Origin of the sequence: Extensimonas soli (assembly GCF_029211265.1) — a bacterium.
Taxonomy (GTDB): Bacteria; Pseudomonadota; Gammaproteobacteria; order Burkholderiales; family Burkholderiaceae_C; genus Extensimonas; species Extensimonas soli.
In genome coordinates this window covers 101172-120268 of the sequence record NZ_JARGEL010000023.1, presented here as the reverse complement: position 1 = coordinate 120268, position 19097 = coordinate 101172, and the positions used below count along the sequence as shown (strand labels likewise).

The window sequence follows — 19097 nt, the reverse complement described above, 5'->3', positions numbered from 1 at the left end:
GCATGAACGCGCTCGCCTTCTTCTACAACCGCCGGTGGCTGCCATTGGTGGGGCCGCTGCTGCTGTTGGCGCTGTGGCAGCTGATGATCTCGGCGCAGTGGGTCAAGCCGGTGCTGCTGCCGCCGCCCGGCGAAACGCTGCAACACCTGGCGCAGGCGTTCACTAGCGGAGCCATCCTGCCGGACGTATGGGCCACGCTGCTGCGCACGCTGTGCGCCTTTGCCGTTGCCATTGCCATCGGCCTGCCGCTGGGCGTGATGTTGGGCAGTGCCGAGAGTGCCTACCGCAGCGTGGAGTTCCTGATCGACTTTTTCCGCTCCACGCCCTGCTCGGCACTGATCCCGCTGTTCATGCTTATTTTCGGCATCACCGACCTGAACAAGATCGCCATCGCCAGCTTCGGCGCAATGCTGGTCGTGCTGTTCAACAGTGCCTACGGCGTGATGAACGCCAAGAAGACGCGGGTGATGGCGGCGCAAATCATGGGTGTGTCGCGCTGGCATGTGTTCAAGGACGTGATGCTGATGGAGAGCCTGCCGCAGACCTTCATCGGCCTGCGCAGCGCAGTCTCGATGGCGCTGGTCATCGTCATCGTGGCCGAGATGTTCATCGGCTCAGAGACCGGCCTGGGCCACCGCATCATCGACGCGCAGCAGGTCTTCAACGTCAAGGACATGTACACCTCCATCCTGGTGACCGGTGCGCTGGGCTACGGCCTGAATCTGGTCTTCCTGCTGATCGAAAAGAAGCTGATCCACTGGGGAGGCAAGGCATGACGAGCTCGCTACTGGTCTCCGCCACTCCCACCGAGGTGAAGCTGGCCACGACCGCCAGCAGCCTGCTTACGCTGCGTGCGGCGCCCAACACCCACGTGACGGTGCGCGGCCTGTGCAAGTCGTTCGCCGGCCAGGTCCTCTACAAGGACTTCAACCTCGATCTTCCGCGCCGTCAGATCGTCTCGATCTTCGGGCCGAACGGCTGCGGCAAGTCCACGCTGATGAACATGATCGCCGGGCTGGTGCCGCTGGACTCGGGCGAGATCCTGTTCGACGGCAAGAGCCTGAAGGACACGCGCATCGGCTACGTGTTCCAGAACTACCGCGATGCACTGTTTCCGTGGATCAGCGCCTGGGACAACATCGCCTACCCGCTGCGCCGCCAGGGCATGAAGCCCACCGAGGTGAAGCAGCGCGTGGACGAGCTGGTGGCGCTGTTCGAGATTCGTTTCGACCTGCAGCGCTACCCCTATGAGCTCTCCGGAGGACAGATGCAGACCGTCTGCATCATGCGGGCGCTGGCGCCCAAACCTGAGGTGATGTTTCTGGACGAGCCCTTCTCGGCGCTGGACTTCGAGATGACGCTGTTTATCCGCGCCAAGCTGCAGGAAGCACACATGGCCACCGGCGTGAGCATGGTCATCGTGTCGCATGACCTGGAGGACGCCGTGTTCCTGGCCGACCAGATTCTGCTGCTCACGCGCAGGCCGACGCGCATTGCCGAACTGGTGTCCTTTTCCATGTCGAGGCCACGCACGCCGGAAGCCGTGTCAGACCCCGAGTTCGTGCGCGTGAAGGCGCACACCCTCGAAGTCTTCCGCAGGGAGATGCAGGCATGAACGCCACCCAACTCGACACCTACCGCCTGACCAAGCGCTTCGGCAGTTTCACTGCCCTGGGCGATGTCTCGCTCAGCGTGCGCCCGGGCACCGTGCACGCCCTGCTGGGCGAGAACGGCGCGGGCAAGAGCACCCTCGTCAAATGCGTGGTGGGCTACTACCAGCCCGACGACGGCGCGGTGCTGGTGGGCGGACGCGAGCAGGCCATCCACTCGCCCACCGTGGCGCGCGACCTGGGAGTCGGCATGGTCTACCAGCACTTCACCGTGGTGCCGGGCATGACGGTGGCCGAGAACCTGCTGCTGGCCCGCGGCCACCTGCCGGCCGTGGTGCCCTGGAAGCGGGTGCGCGCCGAGCTGGACGCCTTCCTGAAAACCACCCCCTTCCGGCTGGACCTGGACGCCACGCCCATGGACCTGTCGGCCGGCGAGAAGCAGAAGCTGGAGATCCTCAAGCAGCTCTTCCTGAAGCCACGCCTGCTGATCCTGGACGAGCCCACCTCGGTGCTGACACCGCAGGAGGCCGACGAGGTGCTGGGCGCCCTGCACGAGCGCGCGCACGCGGGCGACTGCTCGGTGCTGATGATCACCCACAAGTTCCGCGAGGTCAGCGCCTATGCCGACGACGTGAGCGTGCTGCGCCGCGGCCGCCTAGTGCACAGCGGCCCCGTGGCCGACACCACGCCCGTGGCCCTGGCCGAGGCCATGGTGGGCAGCGAGGCCGGACCCGAAGATGCCCGCGAAGAGCAGGCCGCGCGCCCGGCCGCTGCACTGGCACCGCACACGCCGGGCGAGGTGCAGCTCGACGTCCGCGACCTCACCGTGCGGGGCGACCGGGGCGAACCCGCGGTGCGTGGCCTGAGCCTGGCGGTGCGCGCCGGCGAGATCGTCGGCGTGGCCGGGGTTTCGGGCAACGGCCAGCGCGAGCTGATGGAGGCCCTGGTGGGCCAGCGCGCCCGCGAGTCCGGCCAGGTGCAGGTGGCCGGTCAACCCTTTGCCGCCACCCGGGCCGAGAACCAGCGCCTGGGCGTACGCGCCCTGCCGGAGGAGCCGCTGCGCAACGCCTGCGTGGGCGAACTCAGTGTGGCCGCCAACATGGGCCTGCGCCAATTCGACCAGCCGCCTTTCGCCCATGCCGGCTGGCGCCTGGGCGCCCGCCTGCGCGCCCAGGCCCGCGCCTGGATCGCCGAGTACGGCGTCAAGACCCAGGGCGAGCGCGCACCGATCCGCAGCCTCTCTGGCGGCAACGTGCAGCGCACCGTGCTGGCCCGCGAGCTGGCCGGCGAACCCCGGCTGCTGCTGGTGTCCAACCCGGTGTTCGGCCTGGACTTCGCCGCGGTAGCCGACATCCACGCCCGCCTGCGCGCGGCCCGTGCCCGCGGCTGCGCGGTGCTGCTGGTCAGCGAGGACCTGGACGAACTACTGGCCCTGGCCGACCGCATCGTGGTGATGAGCGAAGGCCAGATCGTGCTGAACCTGCCCGCCGCCGCAGCCGACCGCCAGGCTCTGGGCGCCCACATGGGCGGTCAGATGGGCGGCGGGCACGCCGCGCGCACGACTCCTTCCGCCCGGGAGGCCGCATGAAACCTCCCCCGCGCACCCTGAATGCCCAGCCCTTCGCCTTTGCCTACGAGCTGCCCCACACCGCCCTGGTCATCATCGACATGCAACGCGACTTCGTCGAGCCCGGCGGCTTTGGCGCCAGCCTGGGCAATGACGTGACGAAGCTGCAATCGATCATCCCCACCTGCCAGGCGGTGCTTTCGGCCTGGCGCCAGGCCGGTGGGCTGGTTGTGCACACCCGCGAGGCGCATGCCCCCGACCTGTCGGACTGCCCGCCGGCCAAGCGCCAGCGCGGCAAACCAGGGCTGCGCATAGGCGACGAAGGGCCCATGGGCCGCATCCTGATCGCGGGCGAGCCGGGCAATCAAGTCATTCCCCAACTGGCCCCGCGGCTGGGTGAATTCGTCATCGACAAGCCTGGCAAGGGCGCTTTCTACGCCACCCCCCTGCATGCCCTGCTGCAAGGCTGCGGCATCACCCACCTGGTTTTCATGGGCGTGACCACCGAAGTCTGCGTACAGACATCCATGCGCGAGGCCAACGACCGTGGCTACGACTGCCTGCTGGTCGAAGACTGCACTGCAAGCTATTTCCCCGAATTCAAACAAGCCACCCTGGAGATGGTGCGCGCCCAGGGTGCCATCGTCGGCTGGACCAGTCCGGCCGCGCCGCTGATCGAAAGTCTTTACGCATGAATACCCCCGTGACCCTGGCCGACTGGCGTGGCGCCTACGCAGCCGGCGCCCAGCCCGCCACCTTGCTGGGCACACTGCAGGCCCGCCTTGCGCCCGACGATCCTGCCTGGATCAGCCGGCTGGACGCCGCCGGCCTGGCAACCGAACTGGCCCGCCTCGACACCCTGAACCCGGCGCACGCACCGCTCTGGGGCATCCCCTTCACGGTGAAGGACAACATCGATGCCGCAGGGTGGGCCACCACGGCCGCCTGCCCAGCCTTCGCCCATACGGCCGATGCCGATGCCACCGTAGTGGCCCGGCTGCGTGCGGCTGGTGCGGTGCTGGTGGGCAAGACCAACCTCGACCAGTTCGCCACCGGCCTGGTCGGCACCCGCTCGCCCTATGGCGAGGTACCCAACACCTTCGATCCGGCTTACGTGAGCGGCGGCTCCAGTTCGGGCTCGGCCTCGGTCGTCGCACGCGGCCTGGTGCCCTTCGCGCTGGGCACCGACACTGCCGGATCAGGCCGCGTGCCGGCCGGCTTCAACCACCTCGTCGGTCTCAAGCCCACCCCCCACCGCATCGGCATGCAGGGCGTGGTACCGGCTTGCCGTACGCTGGACGTGGTCAGCGTCTTCGCCCTGACCCTGAGCGATGCAGCAGAAGTCGCAGCGATCATCGACGGGCCGGACGCCGGCTCGCCCCTTCCCCCCCCGGTGCTGCAACCGGCCTGGCTGCCCGATCGGCCTCGCATCGGCATACCCGACGCCCCCATATTGGACGCAGCCCTGGGCTACCCCGCTGCATGGGAATCTGCGCTGACCCGCGCTCAAACCTTGGGCGCCGAACTGGTGCCGGTGGACTTCGCACCGCTGTTCGCCGTGGCCAGTCTGCTTTACGACGGGCCCTGGGTCGCCGAGCGCTACGCCGCCATCCGCGAAGTGATAGAGCGCCAGCCCGAGGCCTTGGACCCGGTGGTGCGCGAGGTCATCCTGCAAGCCCGCTGCTTCGATGCCGCCCAGGTCTTCGAAGGCCGCTACCAGCTCGAAACCCTGGCCCGCGCAGTGGCGCCGCTGTGGGAAGGGCTGGACGCCCTGCTGGTGCCCACCGCACCGACCCACCCCAGCCGGGCCGAGGTGGCAGCCGAACCCATCGCGCGCAACAGCGCACTGGGCCGCTACACCAACTTCGTCAACCTGTTGGGCTGGTCGGCTCTGGCCCTGCCCAGCAGCTTCACCACCGCCGGCCTGCCCTTCGGCATCACCCTCATCGGCCCGAGCGGCGCGGACGCCGCACTGACCCAGTGGGGTCAGCACTGGGAAGCCGCTCGTCTGGCCGAGCCTGGTGCCTTCCTCGGGGCACGACTGCGACCTGCCAGAGCTGAAGACGGTGTCTTACGACGCTGCCTGAACGCCGCCCCCACCCTGGAACTGGCAGTGGTCGGCGCCCATCTGCAGGGATTGCCACTGCACTATCAACTCACGGAACGGGGCTGCCGCCTGCGGGACCGTACCTGCACCGCACCGGCCTACCGCCTTCACGCCCTGCCCGGCACCACGCCACCCAAGCCCGGCCTGGCCAGGGTGGCCACGGGTGAAACTGGCCACGCCATCGAGGTGGAGGTCTACGAGATGCCGCTGGACCAGGTGGGCTCCTTTCTGGCACTGATTCCGCCGCCCCTGGGTTTGGGCTCGGTAGAACTGCAGGGTGGCCGCTGGGTCAAGGGCTTCATCTGCGAAGGCGCTGCCCTGGCTGGCGCGCCGGACATCAGCACCCACGGCGGCTGGTGTGCCTACCTGGCCAGCCTCAGCTGACCCTTTGCCAAAACGACCATGACCCTCAAAACCGAACAGATCGACCTGCCCGAAATACTGCGCGAGGTGGAAGCCGCCTTTCACGCTTACGAGCATGCGCTGATGCGCAACGACGTCGACACCCTCAACGCCTTTTTTTGGGACGACCCGCGCACCACCCGCTACGGCATCGCCGACCGCCAGTGGGGCCATGCCGAACTGGTGGCCCACCGCCAGGCCACGCCGGCGCCGAACTTCACCCGCCGCCTGGAGCATCTGCGCATCCATGCCTTCGGACCGGACCATGCAGTCGCGCAGGTGGAGTTTGTACGCAGCGACACCGCGCTGCGGGGCTTCCAGACCCAAGTCTGGATACGCCTGTCTGAAGGCTGGCGCATCGTCAGCGCCCATGTGAGCATGATTCCCTGGGAGGGTGCTTGAACCCAGATTGTCCATCAGGCGGCGCTGCGCGCCTACGCGGGCGCTGGCGGGCGGCTGACGGTCATTTGGGCCGCTGCTTCGTCGTTCGTGGCACCACCACGAACTCCTCAGCCGCGACCCAACTGCCTCGCCAGCCGCCGCGCCATCGTCCCGCGTCCTCATGAACACTCTGGGTTGAACCGTTACCCCATTTCGTATGATGACGCTCCGATGAAGCCGCGCCTGCCGTTTCCCCCAGCCTCCAGCCTCGCCCCGACAGCCAGCAGCAAGGCGCGCCCCACGCTGGCCGACCAAGCCTATGAGCGCATCAAGGGCCTGATCTTCGACTTCAGCCTGATGCCGGGCGACCGCTTCAGCGAGACCGAGCTGACCGAACAGGTGCAGGTCAGCCGCACCCCTTTGCGCCAGGCCCTGCAGCGCCTGCAGCGTGAGGGTTTTCTGCAGGTTTTTCCCAAGCTGGGCTGGCAGGTAGCGCCACTGGACTTCGACAAGTTCGACGAACTCTATGACCTGCGCATCCTGCTGGAATGCCACGCCGTGGGCCGCCTGTGCGAGAGCGTGGATCGCGCCCACCTGGACAGCCTGACGGCCCGGTGGGAAGTTCCGGCCAGCCAGCGCCTGGACACCCCCGCCGCAGTACGTGACCTGGACGAGGCCTTTCACCACACCCTGGTGGAAGGTAGCGGCAACCGCGAGATGGTACGCGTGCACGCCGAGATCACCGACCGCATCCGCATCATCCGCAGGCTGGACTTCACCAAAGCCACCAGAATAGAAGCCACCTACGAAGAGCATGCTGCAATTTTGCGGGCCATCGTCCGCCGGCGCGCCCCAGAAGCCCAGCGCCTCCTGCGTGCGCACATCGAGCAAAGCAAGCTCGAGGTCCGTCACATTACGCTGGACATGCTGTATCGGGCTCGACAAGTTTCCGCCTGAGACTCCCTGAGCCCCTCAGCGCTTGTTCCGAAACGCCAGCCAGGCGGCAAGGGCGCTGAAGGCGGCAATGACGCCCAGGAGCACCCAAAAGCCATGCGGATGGTCAGCCAGCGGGATGCCGCCGACGTTCATGCCAAACAGGCCGGCCAGGATGTTGATGGGCAGCGCCAGCACCGTCACCATGGTCAGCACGAACAGGCTGCGGTTGTTCTCCTCGTTCACGCCGGCGGCGACTTCTTCCTGCAGCAGCTTGATGCGCTCCTCCAGCGCCTGCATGTCGCGCAGCACCAACGAAAACTCCTCGGTGGCCCCGCGCAGGCCGTCCACGTCGGCACCCGCCATCCACCCTGGCGGGCGCTGCAGCAGGCGAAACAGCGCCGCCGGCTCCGGCGCCAGCAGGCGCTGCAGCCGCACCAGCAGACGGCGCAGGGCGCCCAGGCGGACGCGCTTGTGGTCCAGGCGCCCGGCCAGCAACTCGTCCTCGATGGCGTCGATGCGCGTCGTCACGCTGCGCACTATGCCCACCAGCACGTCGGCCTGCGTGCGCAGCAGGTGTTCGAGCAGGCCCGTGCTCGAAGGCGGCACCTCGCCCGCGCGCACCGCCGTGCGCAGCACGTCCACCGAGCGCAGCGGGCTGGTGCGCGCCGTGACGACCAGGCGCGGCCCCACGCTGATCCACAGCGTGGACACGTCGGACGATTCGAGGTCGAAGTCGAACTGCAGGTCGCTGAGCACGGCCACCAGCGCATCGCCGGAGCGCTCGATGCGGGTCGAGTGCACGCCGTCGTGCAGCGCCTCGAAAAACGCATCCGCAAGCTGCGCGTGCCGCACCAGCCAGCGCTCGGCCTGCACATTGCTCAAATTGAAATGCAGCCACAGATAGCTGCCACCCTGCGCCGCGGCTTCGCTGCCGGCCTCGGACTGGGCCACCTCGGCGAGCCAGGCCGCGGCCTCGGCCGAGCCCAGTGCACGTATCTGCTGCGCCGCGTCGGGGTCGAACAGGTAGCCGCAAATCAGGCCGACCTCATCGCCCCCGTAGGACGAGGTGGCAAGCGAGGGCACGGGCGGGCGCGGGGCGGCGGTGGGGCGGTTCATTTTTTTGCTGGTGATTTCAATCTGGCTTCAACCCAGATTGTTCATTAGGACGCGGGATGGTGGCGAGGCGGCTGGCGTGGCAGTTTGGTCGCGGGTGAGAAGTCCATGGCCGGTGCCATGGACGCCGAAGCCGCGGCCAAAATGACCGGCAGACGTCCGCCAACGCCCGCGTAGGTGCGAAGCACCGCCTAATGGACAATCTGGGTTCAAAGCGGCATGCAAAGTGTGCCACTGCCTGCCGCCTGTCTGATGTGGGTGCGCTTGTTTGGGCAAAGGCCATGCCCGGCATGCTCTGCGCATGTCGTTGCGTCTTTGTGATGCGTCGGCAGCACCGCGCACGCAGCATCTGACGTGAAAACGCCGCACGGACGGACGCCGCACAGACGCCGCATGGATGCCACAGCGCTCTTCAGAGAACGTTCAGCCGCGCCCCGCACCATGGCGGCATGCAAAACATCCGCCCTTTTCCACCGTGCGCCGGCTCCAGCGCCACCTGCTTGCTGACGACGCTGCTGTGCCTTGCTTCGTTCTGGTTCAGCGCTGCGGCCGTGGCCGCAGACACCACGGCCGCGGCGCAATCGCAGCGCTGGACGAGCGCCGCCAAGGCTCCGCCGGACGCGGCGCGCGGGCGCGAATTTTTCCGCAGCCGGCACGGCGGTGAGTGGTCTTGCGCCAGCTGCCACGGCGCCACACCCACGACGCAGGGGCGCCACGCCGGCACGGGCAAGCCCATCGCCGCGCTCGCTCCGGCCTTCAACCCCGAGCGCTTTACCGACAGCGCCAAGGCTGACAAATGGTTTCGCCGCAACTGCAAGGACGTGCTCGAGCGCGAATGCACGGCGCAGGAAAAAGCCGACGTGCTGGCCTGGCTGCTCTCGCTGCAGCCCTGACGCTGTCCCTGACCTTCACCCTGAACCAGCCCCAGAAAGGAAGCACCCCATGCGCCCCAGCATTGCCCTGTGCGCGGCACTGGCCCTGAGCCTTGCGGCCGGCCTCGCGCGCGCCGACTCGCACCGCCTGCAGCCTGCAACACGGCTGCCGGCCTACCAGCAGGAATGCGCCGCCTGCCACATGGCGTACCCGCCCGGCCTGCTGCCCGCCCGCTCCTGGCAGCGCATCATGAACGGGCTGGACAAGCACTACGGCAGCGATGCCTCGCTCGACGCGGCCAGCGTGCAGCAGATCAGCACCTGGCTGCAAGCCAACGCCGGCACATCGCGGCGCGGGCGCGAAGAGCCGCCGCAGGACCGCATCACCCGCTCCGCCTGGTTCGAGCGCGAGCACCGCGAAGTGCCCGCCGAAGTCTGGCGCCGCCCCGCCGTCGGCAGCCGCGCCCAATGCGCCGCATGCCACAGCCGCGCCGAAGCAGGTGACTTCGACGAGGACCGCATCCGCATTCCGCGCTGACACCCGCGCAACCTCCCCATCCTCCCCTGGAGCCCACCATGAACACCCATATCCCCGCATCCGCCGGTCCCGGCACTCCCGGCAGCGCGCCCGGCCCTGCCGCTCCCAGCCCATCACACAACCCCGCCCGCACCCCCGCCCGCAGCCCCACGCGCCGCGTGACCGACGCCACCACGCGCATGCTGCACTGGCTGATGGCGCTGAGCTTTACCGGCGCCTACCTCACGGCCGAAGGCGAGCATTGGCGGCTGGTGCACGTCACGCTGGGCTACACGCTCGGTGGTCTGCTGGTGGCGCGCGTGCTCTGGGGCCTGCTGGGCCCGCGCCACGCACGGCTGAGGTATCTGTGGAGCCGGCTGCAGGGGCTGCCCGCCTGGCTGCAGTCGCTGCGCACGGCCGCCCCGGCCTGGCGGCAGGGACAGCATCTGCTCATGGCACTGGCCGTGGCCTTGATCCTGGCGCTGATCCTGCCCCTCACGCTCAGCGGCTATGCCAGCTACGCCGAATGGGGCGGCGGCTGGGGAGGCGAATGGCTGGAGGAATTGCATGAATTCTTCGGCAACACCATGCTGGCCGTGGTGCTGGGCCACGTCGGCCTGATCGCCGGGCTGAGCCTGCTGCGCCGCAAAAACCAGGCCCTGCCCATGCTCACCGGCCGCGTGGCAGGCTCCGGGCCCGATCTGGCTCCGAAGAACCACGGCCTGCTCGCGGCCGCCGTGCTCGCCTGCGTGCTGGCCTTCTGGGGCTGGCAGTGGCACACGGCGCCGCAGCCAGCGCCGGGGGCTGCGGGCGCGGATTGGCACGGGCAACGACACGGCGATGACGACTGAACCCACCACCCTTCTGCACCGCCGCGCCTGCGATACTGCGGGCATCCTCCCACCCTGCCCTCCCTTTCCATGCGCATCCTGCTCGCAGAAGACGACGACATCCTCGGCTCCGGCCTGCGCGCGGGGCTGATGCAGCACGGTTTTCAGGTGGACTGGGTGCGTGACGGCATCGCAGCCGAGCGCGAGCTGGCCAGCGGCGCCTACCAGGCCGGGGTGCTCGACCTGGGCCTGCCGCGCCAGGACGGCATGGACGTGCTGCAGCATCTGCGCCGCCAGCGCATCACCACGCCGCTGCTGGTGCTCACCGCGCGCGACGCCATTGCCGCGCGCGTGGCCGGGCTGGACGCGGGAGCCGACGACTACCTCGTCAAACCCATAGACCTGCACGAGCTCGCGGCGCGCCTGCGCGCCCTGGTGCGCCGCGCCCACGGCCAGCCGCACAGCAGGCTGCGCAGCGGCAACGTGGAGCTCGACCCCGCGGCGCACCAGGTCTGGCTGGACGGGCAGCCCGTCGAGCTCTCGCAGCGCGAATACGACCTGCTGCACGCGCTGCTGCTCAACGCCGGCCGCGTGCTCAGCCGCGAGCAGCTGGAGCAGCACCTGTACCGCTGGGGGCATGAGGTGCAAAGCAACGCCGTCGAGGTGCACATCTCGCACCTGCGCCGCAAGCTGCGCCCCGACCTCATAGAAACCGTGCGCGGCGTGGGTTATCTGCTGCCGCGGGCCGACACATGACGGGCGCCGCCACACCGCTGTCGCTGCAGCGTCGCCTGCTCTACACCGTACTAACCCTGGTGGTGCTCGCATGGGCGGCAGGCGCCATCCTCACCTGGCGCGACGCCGAGCACGAAGTCGGTGAACTGCTGGACGCGCATTTGGCGCAGGCCGCGGCCCTGCTGCGCATGCAGCCGCTCGACGAGCTGGACGAAGACGGCATCCACCCGGCCCCCGAACTGCACCGCTACCAGCCGCGCGTGGTCTTCCAGGTCTGGCACGAAGGCCGGCTGCTCGCGCACTCGGCCAATGCGCCGCAGCAGCCCCTGTCCGGGCAGCACACGCCGGGCTTTTACGACAGCCACGCCGACGGCCAACGCTGGCGCGTGTTCGTCACCCCCGGCAAAGATGCCGACCTGCTGCTGCAGGTGGGCGAACTGCAGGCCGCGCGCGCGGAAATCGTGCTCGCCAGCCTGCGCAGCATGGCCCGGCCGCTGGCATTGACCCTGCCGCTGCTCGCGCTCGCAATCTGGTGGGCCGTGCGCGCCTCGCTGCGGCCGCTGCGCACGCTGGGGCAGGCGCTGCGCGCGCGCCAGCCGCAGTCGCTCGCACCGCTGCCCACGCAGGGCGTGCCGCCCGACGTGCTGCCGCTGGTCGAGGCGCTCAACGGCCTGTTCGAGCGCATCGCGCACCTGCTCGCCGCCGAGCAGCAATTCACCGCCGACGCCGCGCACGAATTGCGCACCCCGATCGCCGGTATCCGCATGCAGGCCCAGGTGGCGCAGGGAGCCCGCGACGCGGCCGAACGCGCCGCCGCGCTGGCCGCCACCGTGCAGGGCTGCGACCGCGCCACGCGGCTGGTCGAGCAATTGCTGCAACTGGCGCGGCTGGACGCCGAAGCGGCACCCGCGCACCCGCCAGCGCAGTCCGACCTGGCCGACGCCGTGCGCACCACCGCGGCCGACCTGCAGCCGCGCGCACAGGCACGCCAGCAGACGCTGCGCCTGGAGCTGCCGCCCACGCACGCCGCAACCGTTCTGCCAGAGGCATTGGCGCAGGTGCTGGTGCGCAACCTGCTCGACAACGCCCTGCGCTACAGCCCGCCGGGCGCGCAGGTCCGCGTGCGGGTGGAGCCCCCGCGCCCTACCGGGCGAGGTGCATCACCGGCGCACGAAGTTCTGCTTTGCGTCGAAGACAGCGGCCCCGGCCTCGACGCGGCCGAGAGGGCCCGCCTGGGCGAGCGATTTTTCCGTGCAAGCAGCGCCAGCCACAGCGGCTCCGGCAGCGGCCTGGGCTGGTCCATCGTGCAGCGCCTGGCGCGCCTGTATCGCCTGCAGGTGCAAGTGGACCGCAGCCCCGACCTCGGCGGCCTGCGCGTGCGCATCGGCGTGCCCGTGGGCAGCGCTGCCGGGCGCGGGGAGTGATTGGGGTCAGATTTGAATAATTGGCGCAGGTCCTGGGGCAGAGGATAGGTGCCGGGATGTGGGTGCGGCGGCGCACAGGTCATGGGCAATCTAGGAGCCTGTCGGACTTTGGGCGTCGATAGCGAGAATGCGCCCCGGCGAGACCAGTTTTTGCCGGATTCGCAGCCCCATAGTGGTGCTATGGGGCAAGAAGACGGTAAAAAATGGGCCGCTGCGGCGCATTCGCAGCCGACGATTCCAAAGTCCGACAGGCTCCTAGTGTAGTGTTCGACGCTATCTGCGACATAAAACCGCGTCTTTTCGGCCCGGGCCGCGTTGCAAATCCTCGCGATACCACCCGGTATCGCTGCGGTTTGCGCCTTGCCCAGACCAAAAATCCATCGGTTTTATTTGTCGCATCAAGCATCAAACACCACACTAGTGTGCAGCACTCTGGGTTCACCCTGACCCGCCGAAATTGCGCAGCAGGCGGATGTCGGTCTGCAACGACTGCGGCTGACCAAGCGCGATACGGGCGAAGTCCGGATGGCGGGGGTTGAGCAGGATGTTGCGCTCTGCAGGCACCACGGCGCTGGGCACGTCGAGTACTGCCGTTTGCGCACTTTGCAGCCAGCCCAGCCCTAGCGCCGACAAGGCATCTCGTGCGCCTATGGAGCGCCAATTTCCTGGTAATTGCTCGGCGTCGATGCGTTTTTGGGCAATATCTGCCGGCAGATGTGCTGGAATCAGCACATAGTGGGCGCGCAAAGGATCATCCTGCACCATCAATTCCAGCAAGGCCAGAGACTGCGATTCGGCCGTGTAAACCACCTCCCAGCCTTTCGGATTCCAGCGTCCTCCGTAGCGCCGCGCACCCTCACCACTGAAGGCCGTTTGGGCAAAGCGTGCTGTGGTGATGCGCCAAACGGTTCGCATCAGGCAAACACACCGTGCTCGATGCGTCCCAGGGTATCGAGTACGCTGTCGGCGCCGATGTCGGTGTCCAGCAACGATAGCGGTTTAACGCCACCGAGCGACGCATTCGGGCTTTGCAGCCAGTTCAGGGCGCTGTCGGCATTTTCGAACACTGTCTCCGCACGTTCCACCACGCGGGCAAAGCGCACGAGCTTGGCAGACTCCTCGGGGGAAAGCACGCCCTCGCGCTTGCGCCTGGCCAGAGTGCGCTCAGGAATGGCCAGGGCATGCGCCAACTCGGTCTGCGTGATGCGCGTCAGCCGCACGGCAGCATCGACAGAGGCCGAGGGCAGACCCTGACGCACCAGCGGTATCCAATCCATCACCCCCCGCGGCTTGGCGCGCAATATAGCCTCGCCACCGAGCAAAGCCACGGCCGAAACAAAAGTGGCATTCAGGCTGGAGCTTGCCATACGATCTTTCTGCAGTGATATTGCCATATGGCACCCATGATAGTTAAAAATGGCGATTCAGTCCAACCTGAAAAGAAAGTGCGCCGCCATGCAGGTGTCCTAGTGTAGTGTTCGATGCTTGATGCGACTAATAAAACCGATGGATTTTTGGTCTGGGCAAGGCGCAAACCGCAGCGATACCGGGTGGTATCGCGAGGATTTGCAACGCGGCCCGGGCCGAAAAGACGCGGTTTTATGTCGCAGATAGCGTCGAACACTACACTAGCATCCGCCCCACACCCCTCATCTCTCTGAAATAATTGGAATCTGACCCCAATTATTCTTTGACCCCAATTATTCCCGCACCCCCAGCCGCTCCTGCAGCCGCGGGCTGGTGGTCGTGTATTGCAGCGGCAGGGGCTGGCCGGCGCGGGCTTCGGCGGCGGCCCAGGCGGCCAGGGTGGCTTCGTGGAAGCCGCAGACCAGCAGCTTGCGCTTGCCGGGGTAGCTGTTGATGTCGCCCACGGCGTAGATGCCGGGCACGCTGGTGACCATGGTGGCCGGATCGACGCGCAGCTGCTTGCGCTCGAGCGCCAGGCCCCAGTCAACGATGGGCCCGAGGCGCGGCGAGATGCCCAGCAGCGCTTGCAACTGGTCTAGCGGCAGGCGTTCGGTGTGGCCCGCGGGGGTGAGGAGTTCGAGCGCGCACAGGCGTGCCTCGGCGACTTGGCTGTTCTGTTCAACGCTTTGCCCGTCGCCTCTTTCCACGCTTCGCAGCCCGCCTGAGGTCTGAAAGCCCGTGATCTGCCCCGCCACCACCTGCAGCAAGCCCGCGTCGCGCAACTGCTGCAGGCGCGCAAGTTGCTCGGGCGGCGCTTGAAACACGTCGCGGCGGTGCAGCAGGGTGACGCTGGCGGGCGCGCCGGCGCCATCGCCGCCGCCGGCAGATTGGCGCTGCTCGGCCAGGGCCACGGCCTGGGCCACGGCGCTTTCTTCGCCGCCGTGCACCACCACGCGCAGGCCCGCGCTGGCAGCGAGCGCGGGAATCGCGTTGGCGTAAAAAACCTGGTGCCCTTCGAAGCGTTCGAGGCCCGGCACCGGCAAACGCTTTGGCACGAAAGCGCCCAGCCCCGCGGCGATGAAGACCTGGCGCGCGTGCAGTTGCGCGCCGTCGCTGCAGCCCAGCACAAACTGCCCGTCGGGCAGCGGCTGCAAGGTCTGCACCAGGCTGCCGAACTGCCAGCGCGGCGCAAACGGTGCGGTCTGGCGCAGCAGCAGCGCGACGAGTTCGCGGCCCGTGCAGCGCGGCACACCGGGGAGGTCGTAAATGGGCTTGTCGGCGTACAGCTCGGCGCACTGGCCGCCGGCGTGCGCGAGTGCATCGACAACATGTGCGCGTATGCCTTGCAGGCCGAGCTGAAACACCTGAAACAGGCCAACCGGGCCCGCGCCTATGACCACGGCGTCGGCAGTGGGGTGCTCGGTGGGGGCGGACACGGCGGCGGCTTGGGCAACGGGAGAGACGCGGGGCAGCGGGTGCGCGGATCAGCGTCGAGGAGCGACGCGACGCGCGGCCTTATGCCCTGCGGCGCGTCAATTTCAGCGGATCAGGTGCTGGATTTTGCCCGGCTTGCCGTTCCACTCGTCGGCGTCGGGCAGCGCGGCCTTGCGCTTGGTGATGGTTTTCCAGCCGGCGGCGCGCGCGAGTTCGGCGTTGATCTTGATGAACGCGAGTTGGTCTGAGGGCACGTCTTCTTCGGCAAAGATGGCGTTGGCCGGGCATTCGGGGATGCAGACCGCGCAGTCTATGCACTCGTCGGGGTCGATGGTCAGGAAGTTCGGCCCTTCTTTGAAGCAATCGACGGGGCACACGTCCACGCAATCGGTGTATTTGCAGTTGATGCAGTTTTCGGTAACGACGTGGGTCATGACGGATGGTTGCCGGTGGGTGAAAGCCCGCGATTTTATGCGGGCGACTTATGCTGTTGAGCGCAGTAGGGGCTGATCTATGTCAGGGCGATGTCTGATACCAGCACAGCGGCGGCGGTGCGGTGGCTTGCGGTGTCGACGAGGATGAGCGAACCCAGCACGCGCGCCTGCACAAACGGCGCGGCGGGGATGGGCTCTTGCAGCAGCAGCTGCACCTGGCCGATCGCGTTGGGCTCGAGCTGCGTGGCCTCTTGCGCGGCCAGGGTGTGGATGTCGAGCCGGTGCAGGATGCGCTGCACCTTGGCCTTGACCCAGCGGTGGCCGTGCAGCGCCCAATAGACGCGGCCCGGCTGCAGCGGCTCGTCGTCCATCCAGGCGAGCGTGGCCGTGAAGTCGCGCCGCGCAGGCCAGACGGACGCAGCGGCGGGTGCTGCGGGGGTGTCGAAGTCGTCGTCCTGTGGCGCTTGCGGTGTGGCCGCAGCGGCGGGCTCGGCCATGATCCAGTCACCGCGCGAGACATCGACTTCGCGGTCCAGCACCACGCCGGCGCTGTGGCCCGCGGTCACGGCACCGGGCGTGCGCACGGTGTCCAGCACCTGCGCCACGCGCGCAATGCGGCCGCTGGGGAACACCTGCACCTCCAGGCCTTCATGCACCTGGCCCGCGGCCACGCGGCCCCAGAACACGCGCCGCCCGCGCGAAGTGTCGGCCGAGGCGGAGAATTTTTCCACCCACTGCACGGGCAGGGCCAGCGGCAGCACCGCGTCGGCAGGCGTGGTGGGCAACTGCTCGAGCACTTGCAGCAGGCTGGCGCCCTGGTAGCCGCACCAGCCGGCGTGCGCATGTTCAAAGTCCACCACGTTCCAGCCCTCGAGCGCCGAGATCGGCACGATGGCCGTGGGCGTGATGCCGCGCGCGCGCGCAAAGTCCTGCAAGGCGGTGCGGATATGCGCATACGCCAGCGCCGGGTCGTCCACGGCGTCGAGCTTGTTGATCGCAAACACGATGGAGGGCACGCGCAGCAGGTCGAGCAGCAGCGTGTGGCGGCGCGTTTGCGGCAGCAGCGCGAGCGCAGCGTTGCGCCAGTCGAGCTTGGTGGCATCGACGAGCACCACGGCGGCGTCGGCCTGCGAGGCGGCGGTGACCATGTTGCGCGTGTATTGCTCGTGCCCCGGCGCGTCGCCGATGATGAATTTGCGTGCCTCGGTGGCAAAGTAGCGCCAGGCCACGTCGATGGTAATGCCCTGCTCGCGCTCGGCCTGCAGGCCGTCGGTGAGCAGTGCCAGGTCGGCCGTGCCGCCGCGAGTGACGCCGGCCAGGTGGTCTTGCAGCACGGCGCGGCTGTCGAGCAGCAGGCGCCCGATCAGCGTGCTTTTGCCGTCATCGACCGAGCCGCAGGTGATGAAGCGCAGCGCCGCCGCGCGCGTGTCGGCGTCCGAAGATTTGGCATCATTTTGGCCACTAGTCAAGGTAAGACGTGCGCTGGCAGCTATTGATTCGGTAGTTTCCATGGTCGTTTGCTTGTTTGCATCAACGGTGCGTAAATGGGCCTGGGTGCTGGCGCATCCCCCCGTCAAAAATACCCATCGCGCTTGCGCTTTTCCATGCTCGCCTCGCTGGTCTGGTCGTCCATGCGCGTGGCGCCGCGTTCGCTGACTTCGGCGGCCAGGGTTTCGCGCACGATGTCGGCGGGCGTGGCGGCGCTGCTTTCCACCGGGCAGGTGCAGGTGATGTCGCCCACGGTGCGAAAGCGCACGCTGCGCGTTTGCACCTGCTCGCCCGGGCGCGGCGGCGTCAGCGGCGTGACGGGCACGAGCAGACCGCGGCGCTCGACCACCTCACGGCGGTGGGCGTAGTAGAGGCTGGGCAGCGCGATGTGCTCGCGCGCGATGTATTGCCACACGTCGAGCTCGGTCCAGTTGCTGATCGGAAACACGCGAAAGTGCTCGCCCGGCTGCAGCCGCGTGTTGAACAGCGTCCACAGCTCGGGCCGCTGCGCCTTGGGCTGCCATTGGCCGAAGCTGTCGCGGTGGCTGAAGATGCGCTCCTTGGCGCGCGCCTTTTCTTCGTCGCGCCGCGCACCGCCGAGCAGCGCGTCGAAGCGAAATTCCTCGATGGCTTCGAGCAGCGTGACCGACTGGTGCGCGTTGCGGCTCTCGCCCGGGTGCGCCAGGCGCACGGTGCCGCGTGCCATGCTGTCTTCGACGCTGCGCACGATCAGCTCGGCCTGCAGCTCGGCGGCACGCTGGTCGCGGAAATCGGTGACTTCAGGGAAGTTGTGCCCCGTGTCTATCATCAACAGCGGAAACGGGATGCGGCTTGCGCCAAAAGCTTTTTCGGCGCAGCGCAGCATCACGAGCGAATCCTTGCCGCCCGAAAACAACAGCGCCGGGCGCTCGAACGCGGCCGCGGCTTCGCGCAGGATGAAGATGGTTTCTTCTTCGAGCGCGTCGAGGTGCGCGTTGCTCAACTGGTGCGGCGCGGGCTGGGCCGCCGTTTGCAGCAATTGGGTGTCGGTGCGGGCATTCATGCTGTTGCTTCCCCTTGTTTCACGTGCAGGCCGCATTCCTTGGCCTGTTCATCCTCCCACCACCAGCGTCCCGCGCGAAAGTCCTCGCCCAGGGTGACGGCGCGCGTGCACGGGGCGCAACCTATGCTGGGGTAAAAACGGTCGTGCAGCGCGTTCGTGGGCACGTCGTGGGTGGCGATGTAGTGCCACACGTCGCCCCAGCTCCAGGCTGCGAGCGGGTTGAATTTGCGCAGGCCCTTGCTCGGCACTTCGGTCTCGTCGATCAGGGCAACGTCGGCACGCGCGCCCGACTGCTCGCGCCGCAGGCCGGTGATCCAGCCCTTTTGCCCCGCAAGCGCGCGCGCCAGCGGCTCGAGCTTGCGCACGGCGCAGCAGGCTTTGCGCAGCGCGATGCTGCGGTACATGGCCTCAGCTCCTTCGCGCTGCACGAAGGCGGCGACGGCCTCGGCGTCGGGGCGATAGACCGTGAGCGGCGCGTGCGGATGACTGGCCTGCTGCGCCTTGAGCTGCGCGAGCAATGCAAGCGTTTCGGCGTGCAGCGCACCCGTGTCGAGCACGAAAATGCCCACGGCCAGCGCGTGGCGGTTGATCAGGTCGGTGATCACCATGTCCTCGGCGCCCAGGCTGTTGGCCTGCACCACAGGGCCCTGCGCCGCGGCGCGCTGCAGCGTGCGCACGGCTTCGTCGAGCTTGGCGGCAAAGTCGGGCGAGGGGCGCGCGTAGAGTGCGATGGCGCTGCCCTCGGCTTGCGTTTCCTGCGTTCCCTGCGCGTGCATGGAGGCAAGCGGTGCCGACGCT

The 19097-nt window shown here is 68.0% G+C and carries 21 protein-coding genes; 13 read left to right on the top strand and 8 right to left on the bottom strand.

The annotated features are described in order from the left end of the window. Positions 1-2: 2 nt before the first annotated feature. The 7 genes from PYV55_RS10750 to PYV55_RS10720 all read left to right on the top strand — a co-directional run bounded on the left by PYV55_RS10750 (position 3) and on the right by PYV55_RS10720 (position 7024). Positions 3-776 (top strand): ABC transporter permease, encoded by a 774-nt coding sequence (locus PYV55_RS10750; RefSeq protein ID WP_275850944.1) that lies wholly within the window; start codon positions 3-5, stop codon positions 774-776. Then, positions 773-1615: an ABC transporter ATP-binding protein gene (locus tag PYV55_RS10745; RefSeq protein WP_275850942.1), complete on the top strand. Its 843-nt coding sequence runs from the start codon at positions 773-775 to the stop codon at positions 1613-1615. The genes PYV55_RS10750 and PYV55_RS10745 overlap by 4 nt, the downstream gene beginning before the upstream one ends. Beyond that, entirely contained in the window at positions 1612-3198 is a 1587-nt protein-coding gene (locus PYV55_RS10740) for an ABC transporter ATP-binding protein (protein ID WP_275850941.1), read from the top strand. The genes PYV55_RS10745 and PYV55_RS10740 overlap by 4 nt, the downstream gene beginning before the upstream one ends. Continuing rightward, positions 3195-3872 carry a cysteine hydrolase family protein gene (locus PYV55_RS10735; RefSeq protein WP_275850938.1) on the top strand — a complete coding sequence of 226 codons (678 nt, stop codon included), beginning with the start codon at positions 3195-3197 and terminating at the stop codon, positions 3870-3872. Before PYV55_RS10740 ends, PYV55_RS10735 begins: the two co-directional genes overlap by 4 nt. Continuing rightward, positions 3869-5668 carry an allophanate hydrolase gene (atzF, locus tag PYV55_RS10730; RefSeq protein ID WP_275850935.1) on the top strand — a complete coding sequence of 600 codons (1800 nt, stop codon included), beginning with the start codon at positions 3869-3871 and terminating at the stop codon, positions 5666-5668. The genes PYV55_RS10735 and atzF overlap by 4 nt, the downstream gene beginning before the upstream one ends. A gap of 18 nt (positions 5669-5686) precedes the next feature. Next, positions 5687-6088, top strand: a complete 402-nt coding sequence (hpxZ, locus tag PYV55_RS10725; RefSeq protein ID WP_275850932.1) for an oxalurate catabolism protein HpxZ — start codon at positions 5687-5689, stop codon at positions 6086-6088. A gap of 210 nt (positions 6089-6298) precedes the next feature. Continuing rightward, positions 6299-7024 (top strand): GntR family transcriptional regulator, encoded by a 726-nt coding sequence (locus tag PYV55_RS10720; protein WP_275850929.1) that lies wholly within the window; start codon positions 6299-6301, stop codon positions 7022-7024. 15 nt (positions 7025-7039) lie between these two features. Here PYV55_RS10720 and PYV55_RS10715 read toward each other — a convergent pair whose 3' ends face one another. Next, complete coding sequence (locus PYV55_RS10715; RefSeq protein ID WP_275850927.1) at positions 7040-8119, bottom strand: transporter; 1080 nt, start codon at positions 8117-8119, stop codon at positions 7040-7042. A 446-nt stretch (positions 8120-8565) separates the two neighbouring features. Here PYV55_RS10715 and PYV55_RS10710 point away from each other — a divergent pair, with 446 nt between their 5' ends. From PYV55_RS10710 to PYV55_RS10685, 6 genes are all read left to right on the top strand, one after another. After that, complete coding sequence (locus tag PYV55_RS10710) at positions 8566-9009, top strand: DUF1924 domain-containing protein (RefSeq protein ID WP_275850924.1); 444 nt, start codon at positions 8566-8568, stop codon at positions 9007-9009. 49 nt (positions 9010-9058) lie between these two features. After that, entirely contained in the window at positions 9059-9526 is a 468-nt protein-coding gene (locus PYV55_RS10705; RefSeq protein WP_275850922.1) for a diheme cytochrome c, read from the top strand. 38 nt (positions 9527-9564) lie between these two features. Then, on the top strand, positions 9565-10356 hold the full coding sequence (locus PYV55_RS10700; protein ID WP_275850920.1) for a cytochrome b/b6 domain-containing protein: 792 nt from the start codon (positions 9565-9567) through the stop codon (positions 10354-10356). 69 nt (positions 10357-10425) lie between these two features. Then, positions 10426-11091: a winged helix-turn-helix domain-containing protein gene (locus PYV55_RS10695; protein ID WP_275850917.1), complete on the top strand. Its 666-nt coding sequence runs from the start codon at positions 10426-10428 to the stop codon at positions 11089-11091. Beyond that, positions 11088-12494 carry an ATP-binding protein gene (locus PYV55_RS10690; RefSeq protein WP_275850915.1) on the top strand — a complete coding sequence of 469 codons (1407 nt, stop codon included), beginning with the start codon at positions 11088-11090 and terminating at the stop codon, positions 12492-12494. Before PYV55_RS10695 ends, PYV55_RS10690 begins: the two co-directional genes overlap by 4 nt. Positions 12495-12575: 81 nt before the next feature. Beyond that, on the top strand, positions 12576-12758 hold the full coding sequence (locus PYV55_RS10685; RefSeq protein ID WP_275850913.1) for a hypothetical protein: 183 nt from the start codon (positions 12576-12578) through the stop codon (positions 12756-12758). Positions 12759-12932: 174 nt separating this feature from the next. On the opposite strand, the gene PYV55_RS10680 is transcribed toward PYV55_RS10685, so the two are convergent. The 7 genes from PYV55_RS10680 to PYV55_RS10650 form a co-directional block, all read right to left on the bottom strand. After that, positions 12933-13409 (bottom strand): RES family NAD+ phosphorylase, encoded by a 477-nt coding sequence (locus PYV55_RS10680; protein WP_275850910.1) that lies wholly within the window; start codon positions 13407-13409, stop codon positions 12933-12935. Continuing rightward, positions 13409-13861: a type II RES/Xre toxin-antitoxin system antitoxin gene (gene parS, locus PYV55_RS10675; protein WP_275850907.1), complete on the bottom strand. Its 453-nt coding sequence runs from the start codon at positions 13859-13861 to the stop codon at positions 13409-13411. The genes PYV55_RS10680 and parS overlap by 1 nt, the downstream gene beginning before the upstream one ends. 333 nt (positions 13862-14194) lie before the next feature. Next, positions 14195-15337 (bottom strand): NAD(P)/FAD-dependent oxidoreductase, encoded by a 1143-nt coding sequence (locus PYV55_RS10670; RefSeq protein ID WP_275850905.1) that lies wholly within the window; start codon positions 15335-15337, stop codon positions 14195-14197. 102 nt (positions 15338-15439) lie between these two features. Continuing rightward, positions 15440-15769: a ferredoxin FdxA gene (gene fdxA / locus PYV55_RS10665; RefSeq protein ID WP_275850903.1), complete on the bottom strand. Its 330-nt coding sequence runs from the start codon at positions 15767-15769 to the stop codon at positions 15440-15442. 77 nt (positions 15770-15846) lie between these two features. Next, a complete protein-coding gene (locus PYV55_RS10660; protein ID WP_275850901.1) occupies positions 15847-17280 on the bottom strand; it encodes a sulfate adenylyltransferase subunit 1 in 1434 nt (477 codons plus the stop codon). A gap of 62 nt (positions 17281-17342) precedes the next feature. Beyond that, positions 17343-18299, bottom strand: coding sequence for a sulfate adenylyltransferase subunit CysD (cysD, locus tag PYV55_RS10655; protein WP_275850899.1), 957 nt, complete (start codon positions 18297-18299; stop codon positions 17343-17345). Then, a complete protein-coding gene (locus PYV55_RS10650; protein WP_275850984.1) occupies positions 18296-19075 on the bottom strand; it encodes a phosphoadenylyl-sulfate reductase in 780 nt (259 codons plus the stop codon). Before PYV55_RS10650 ends, cysD begins: the two co-directional genes overlap by 4 nt. Between the last annotated feature and the right edge of the window lie 22 nt (positions 19076-19097).

Coding starts and splice junctions, on each gene's coding strand:
- PYV55_RS10750 (WP_275850944.1), top strand. CDS start 3: ATGAACGCGCTCGCCTTCTTCTACAACCGCCGGTGGCTGCCATTGGTG.
- PYV55_RS10745 (WP_275850942.1), top strand. CDS start 773: ATGACGAGCTCGCTACTGGTCTCCGCCACTCCCACCGAGGTGAAGCTG.
- PYV55_RS10740 (WP_275850941.1), top strand. CDS start 1,612: ATGAACGCCACCCAACTCGACACCTACCGCCTGACCAAGCGCTTCGGC.
- PYV55_RS10735 (WP_275850938.1), top strand. CDS start 3,195: ATGAAACCTCCCCCGCGCACCCTGAATGCCCAGCCCTTCGCCTTTGCC.
- atzF (WP_275850935.1), top strand. CDS start 3,869: ATGAATACCCCCGTGACCCTGGCCGACTGGCGTGGCGCCTACGCAGCC.
- hpxZ (WP_275850932.1), top strand. CDS start 5,687: ATGACCCTCAAAACCGAACAGATCGACCTGCCCGAAATACTGCGCGAG.
- PYV55_RS10720 (WP_275850929.1), top strand. CDS start 6,299: ATGAAGCCGCGCCTGCCGTTTCCCCCAGCCTCCAGCCTCGCCCCGACA.
- PYV55_RS10715 (WP_275850927.1), bottom strand. CDS start 8,119: ATGAACCGCCCCACCGCCGCCCCGCGCCCGCCCGTGCCCTCGCTTGCC.
- PYV55_RS10710 (WP_275850924.1), top strand. CDS start 8,566: ATGCAAAACATCCGCCCTTTTCCACCGTGCGCCGGCTCCAGCGCCACC.
- PYV55_RS10705 (WP_275850922.1), top strand. CDS start 9,059: ATGCGCCCCAGCATTGCCCTGTGCGCGGCACTGGCCCTGAGCCTTGCG.
- PYV55_RS10700 (WP_275850920.1), top strand. CDS start 9,565: ATGAACACCCATATCCCCGCATCCGCCGGTCCCGGCACTCCCGGCAGC.
- PYV55_RS10695 (WP_275850917.1), top strand. CDS start 10,426: ATGCGCATCCTGCTCGCAGAAGACGACGACATCCTCGGCTCCGGCCTG.
- PYV55_RS10690 (WP_275850915.1), top strand. CDS start 11,088: ATGACGGGCGCCGCCACACCGCTGTCGCTGCAGCGTCGCCTGCTCTAC.
- PYV55_RS10685 (WP_275850913.1), top strand. CDS start 12,576: ATGGGCAATCTAGGAGCCTGTCGGACTTTGGGCGTCGATAGCGAGAAT.
- PYV55_RS10680 (WP_275850910.1), bottom strand. CDS start 13,409: ATGCGAACCGTTTGGCGCATCACCACAGCACGCTTTGCCCAAACGGCC.
- parS (WP_275850907.1), bottom strand. CDS start 13,861: ATGGCAAGCTCCAGCCTGAATGCCACTTTTGTTTCGGCCGTGGCTTTG.
- fdxA (WP_275850903.1), bottom strand. CDS start 15,769: ATGACCCACGTCGTTACCGAAAACTGCATCAACTGCAAATACACCGAT.
- PYV55_RS10660 (WP_275850901.1), bottom strand. CDS start 17,280: ATGGAAACTACCGAATCAATAGCTGCCAGCGCACGTCTTACCTTGACT.
- cysD (WP_275850899.1), bottom strand. CDS start 18,299: ATGAATGCCCGCACCGACACCCAATTGCTGCAAACGGCGGCCCAGCCC.
- PYV55_RS10650 (WP_275850984.1), bottom strand. CDS start 19,075: ATGCACGCGCAGGGAACGCAGGAAACGCAAGCCGAGGGCAGCGCCATC.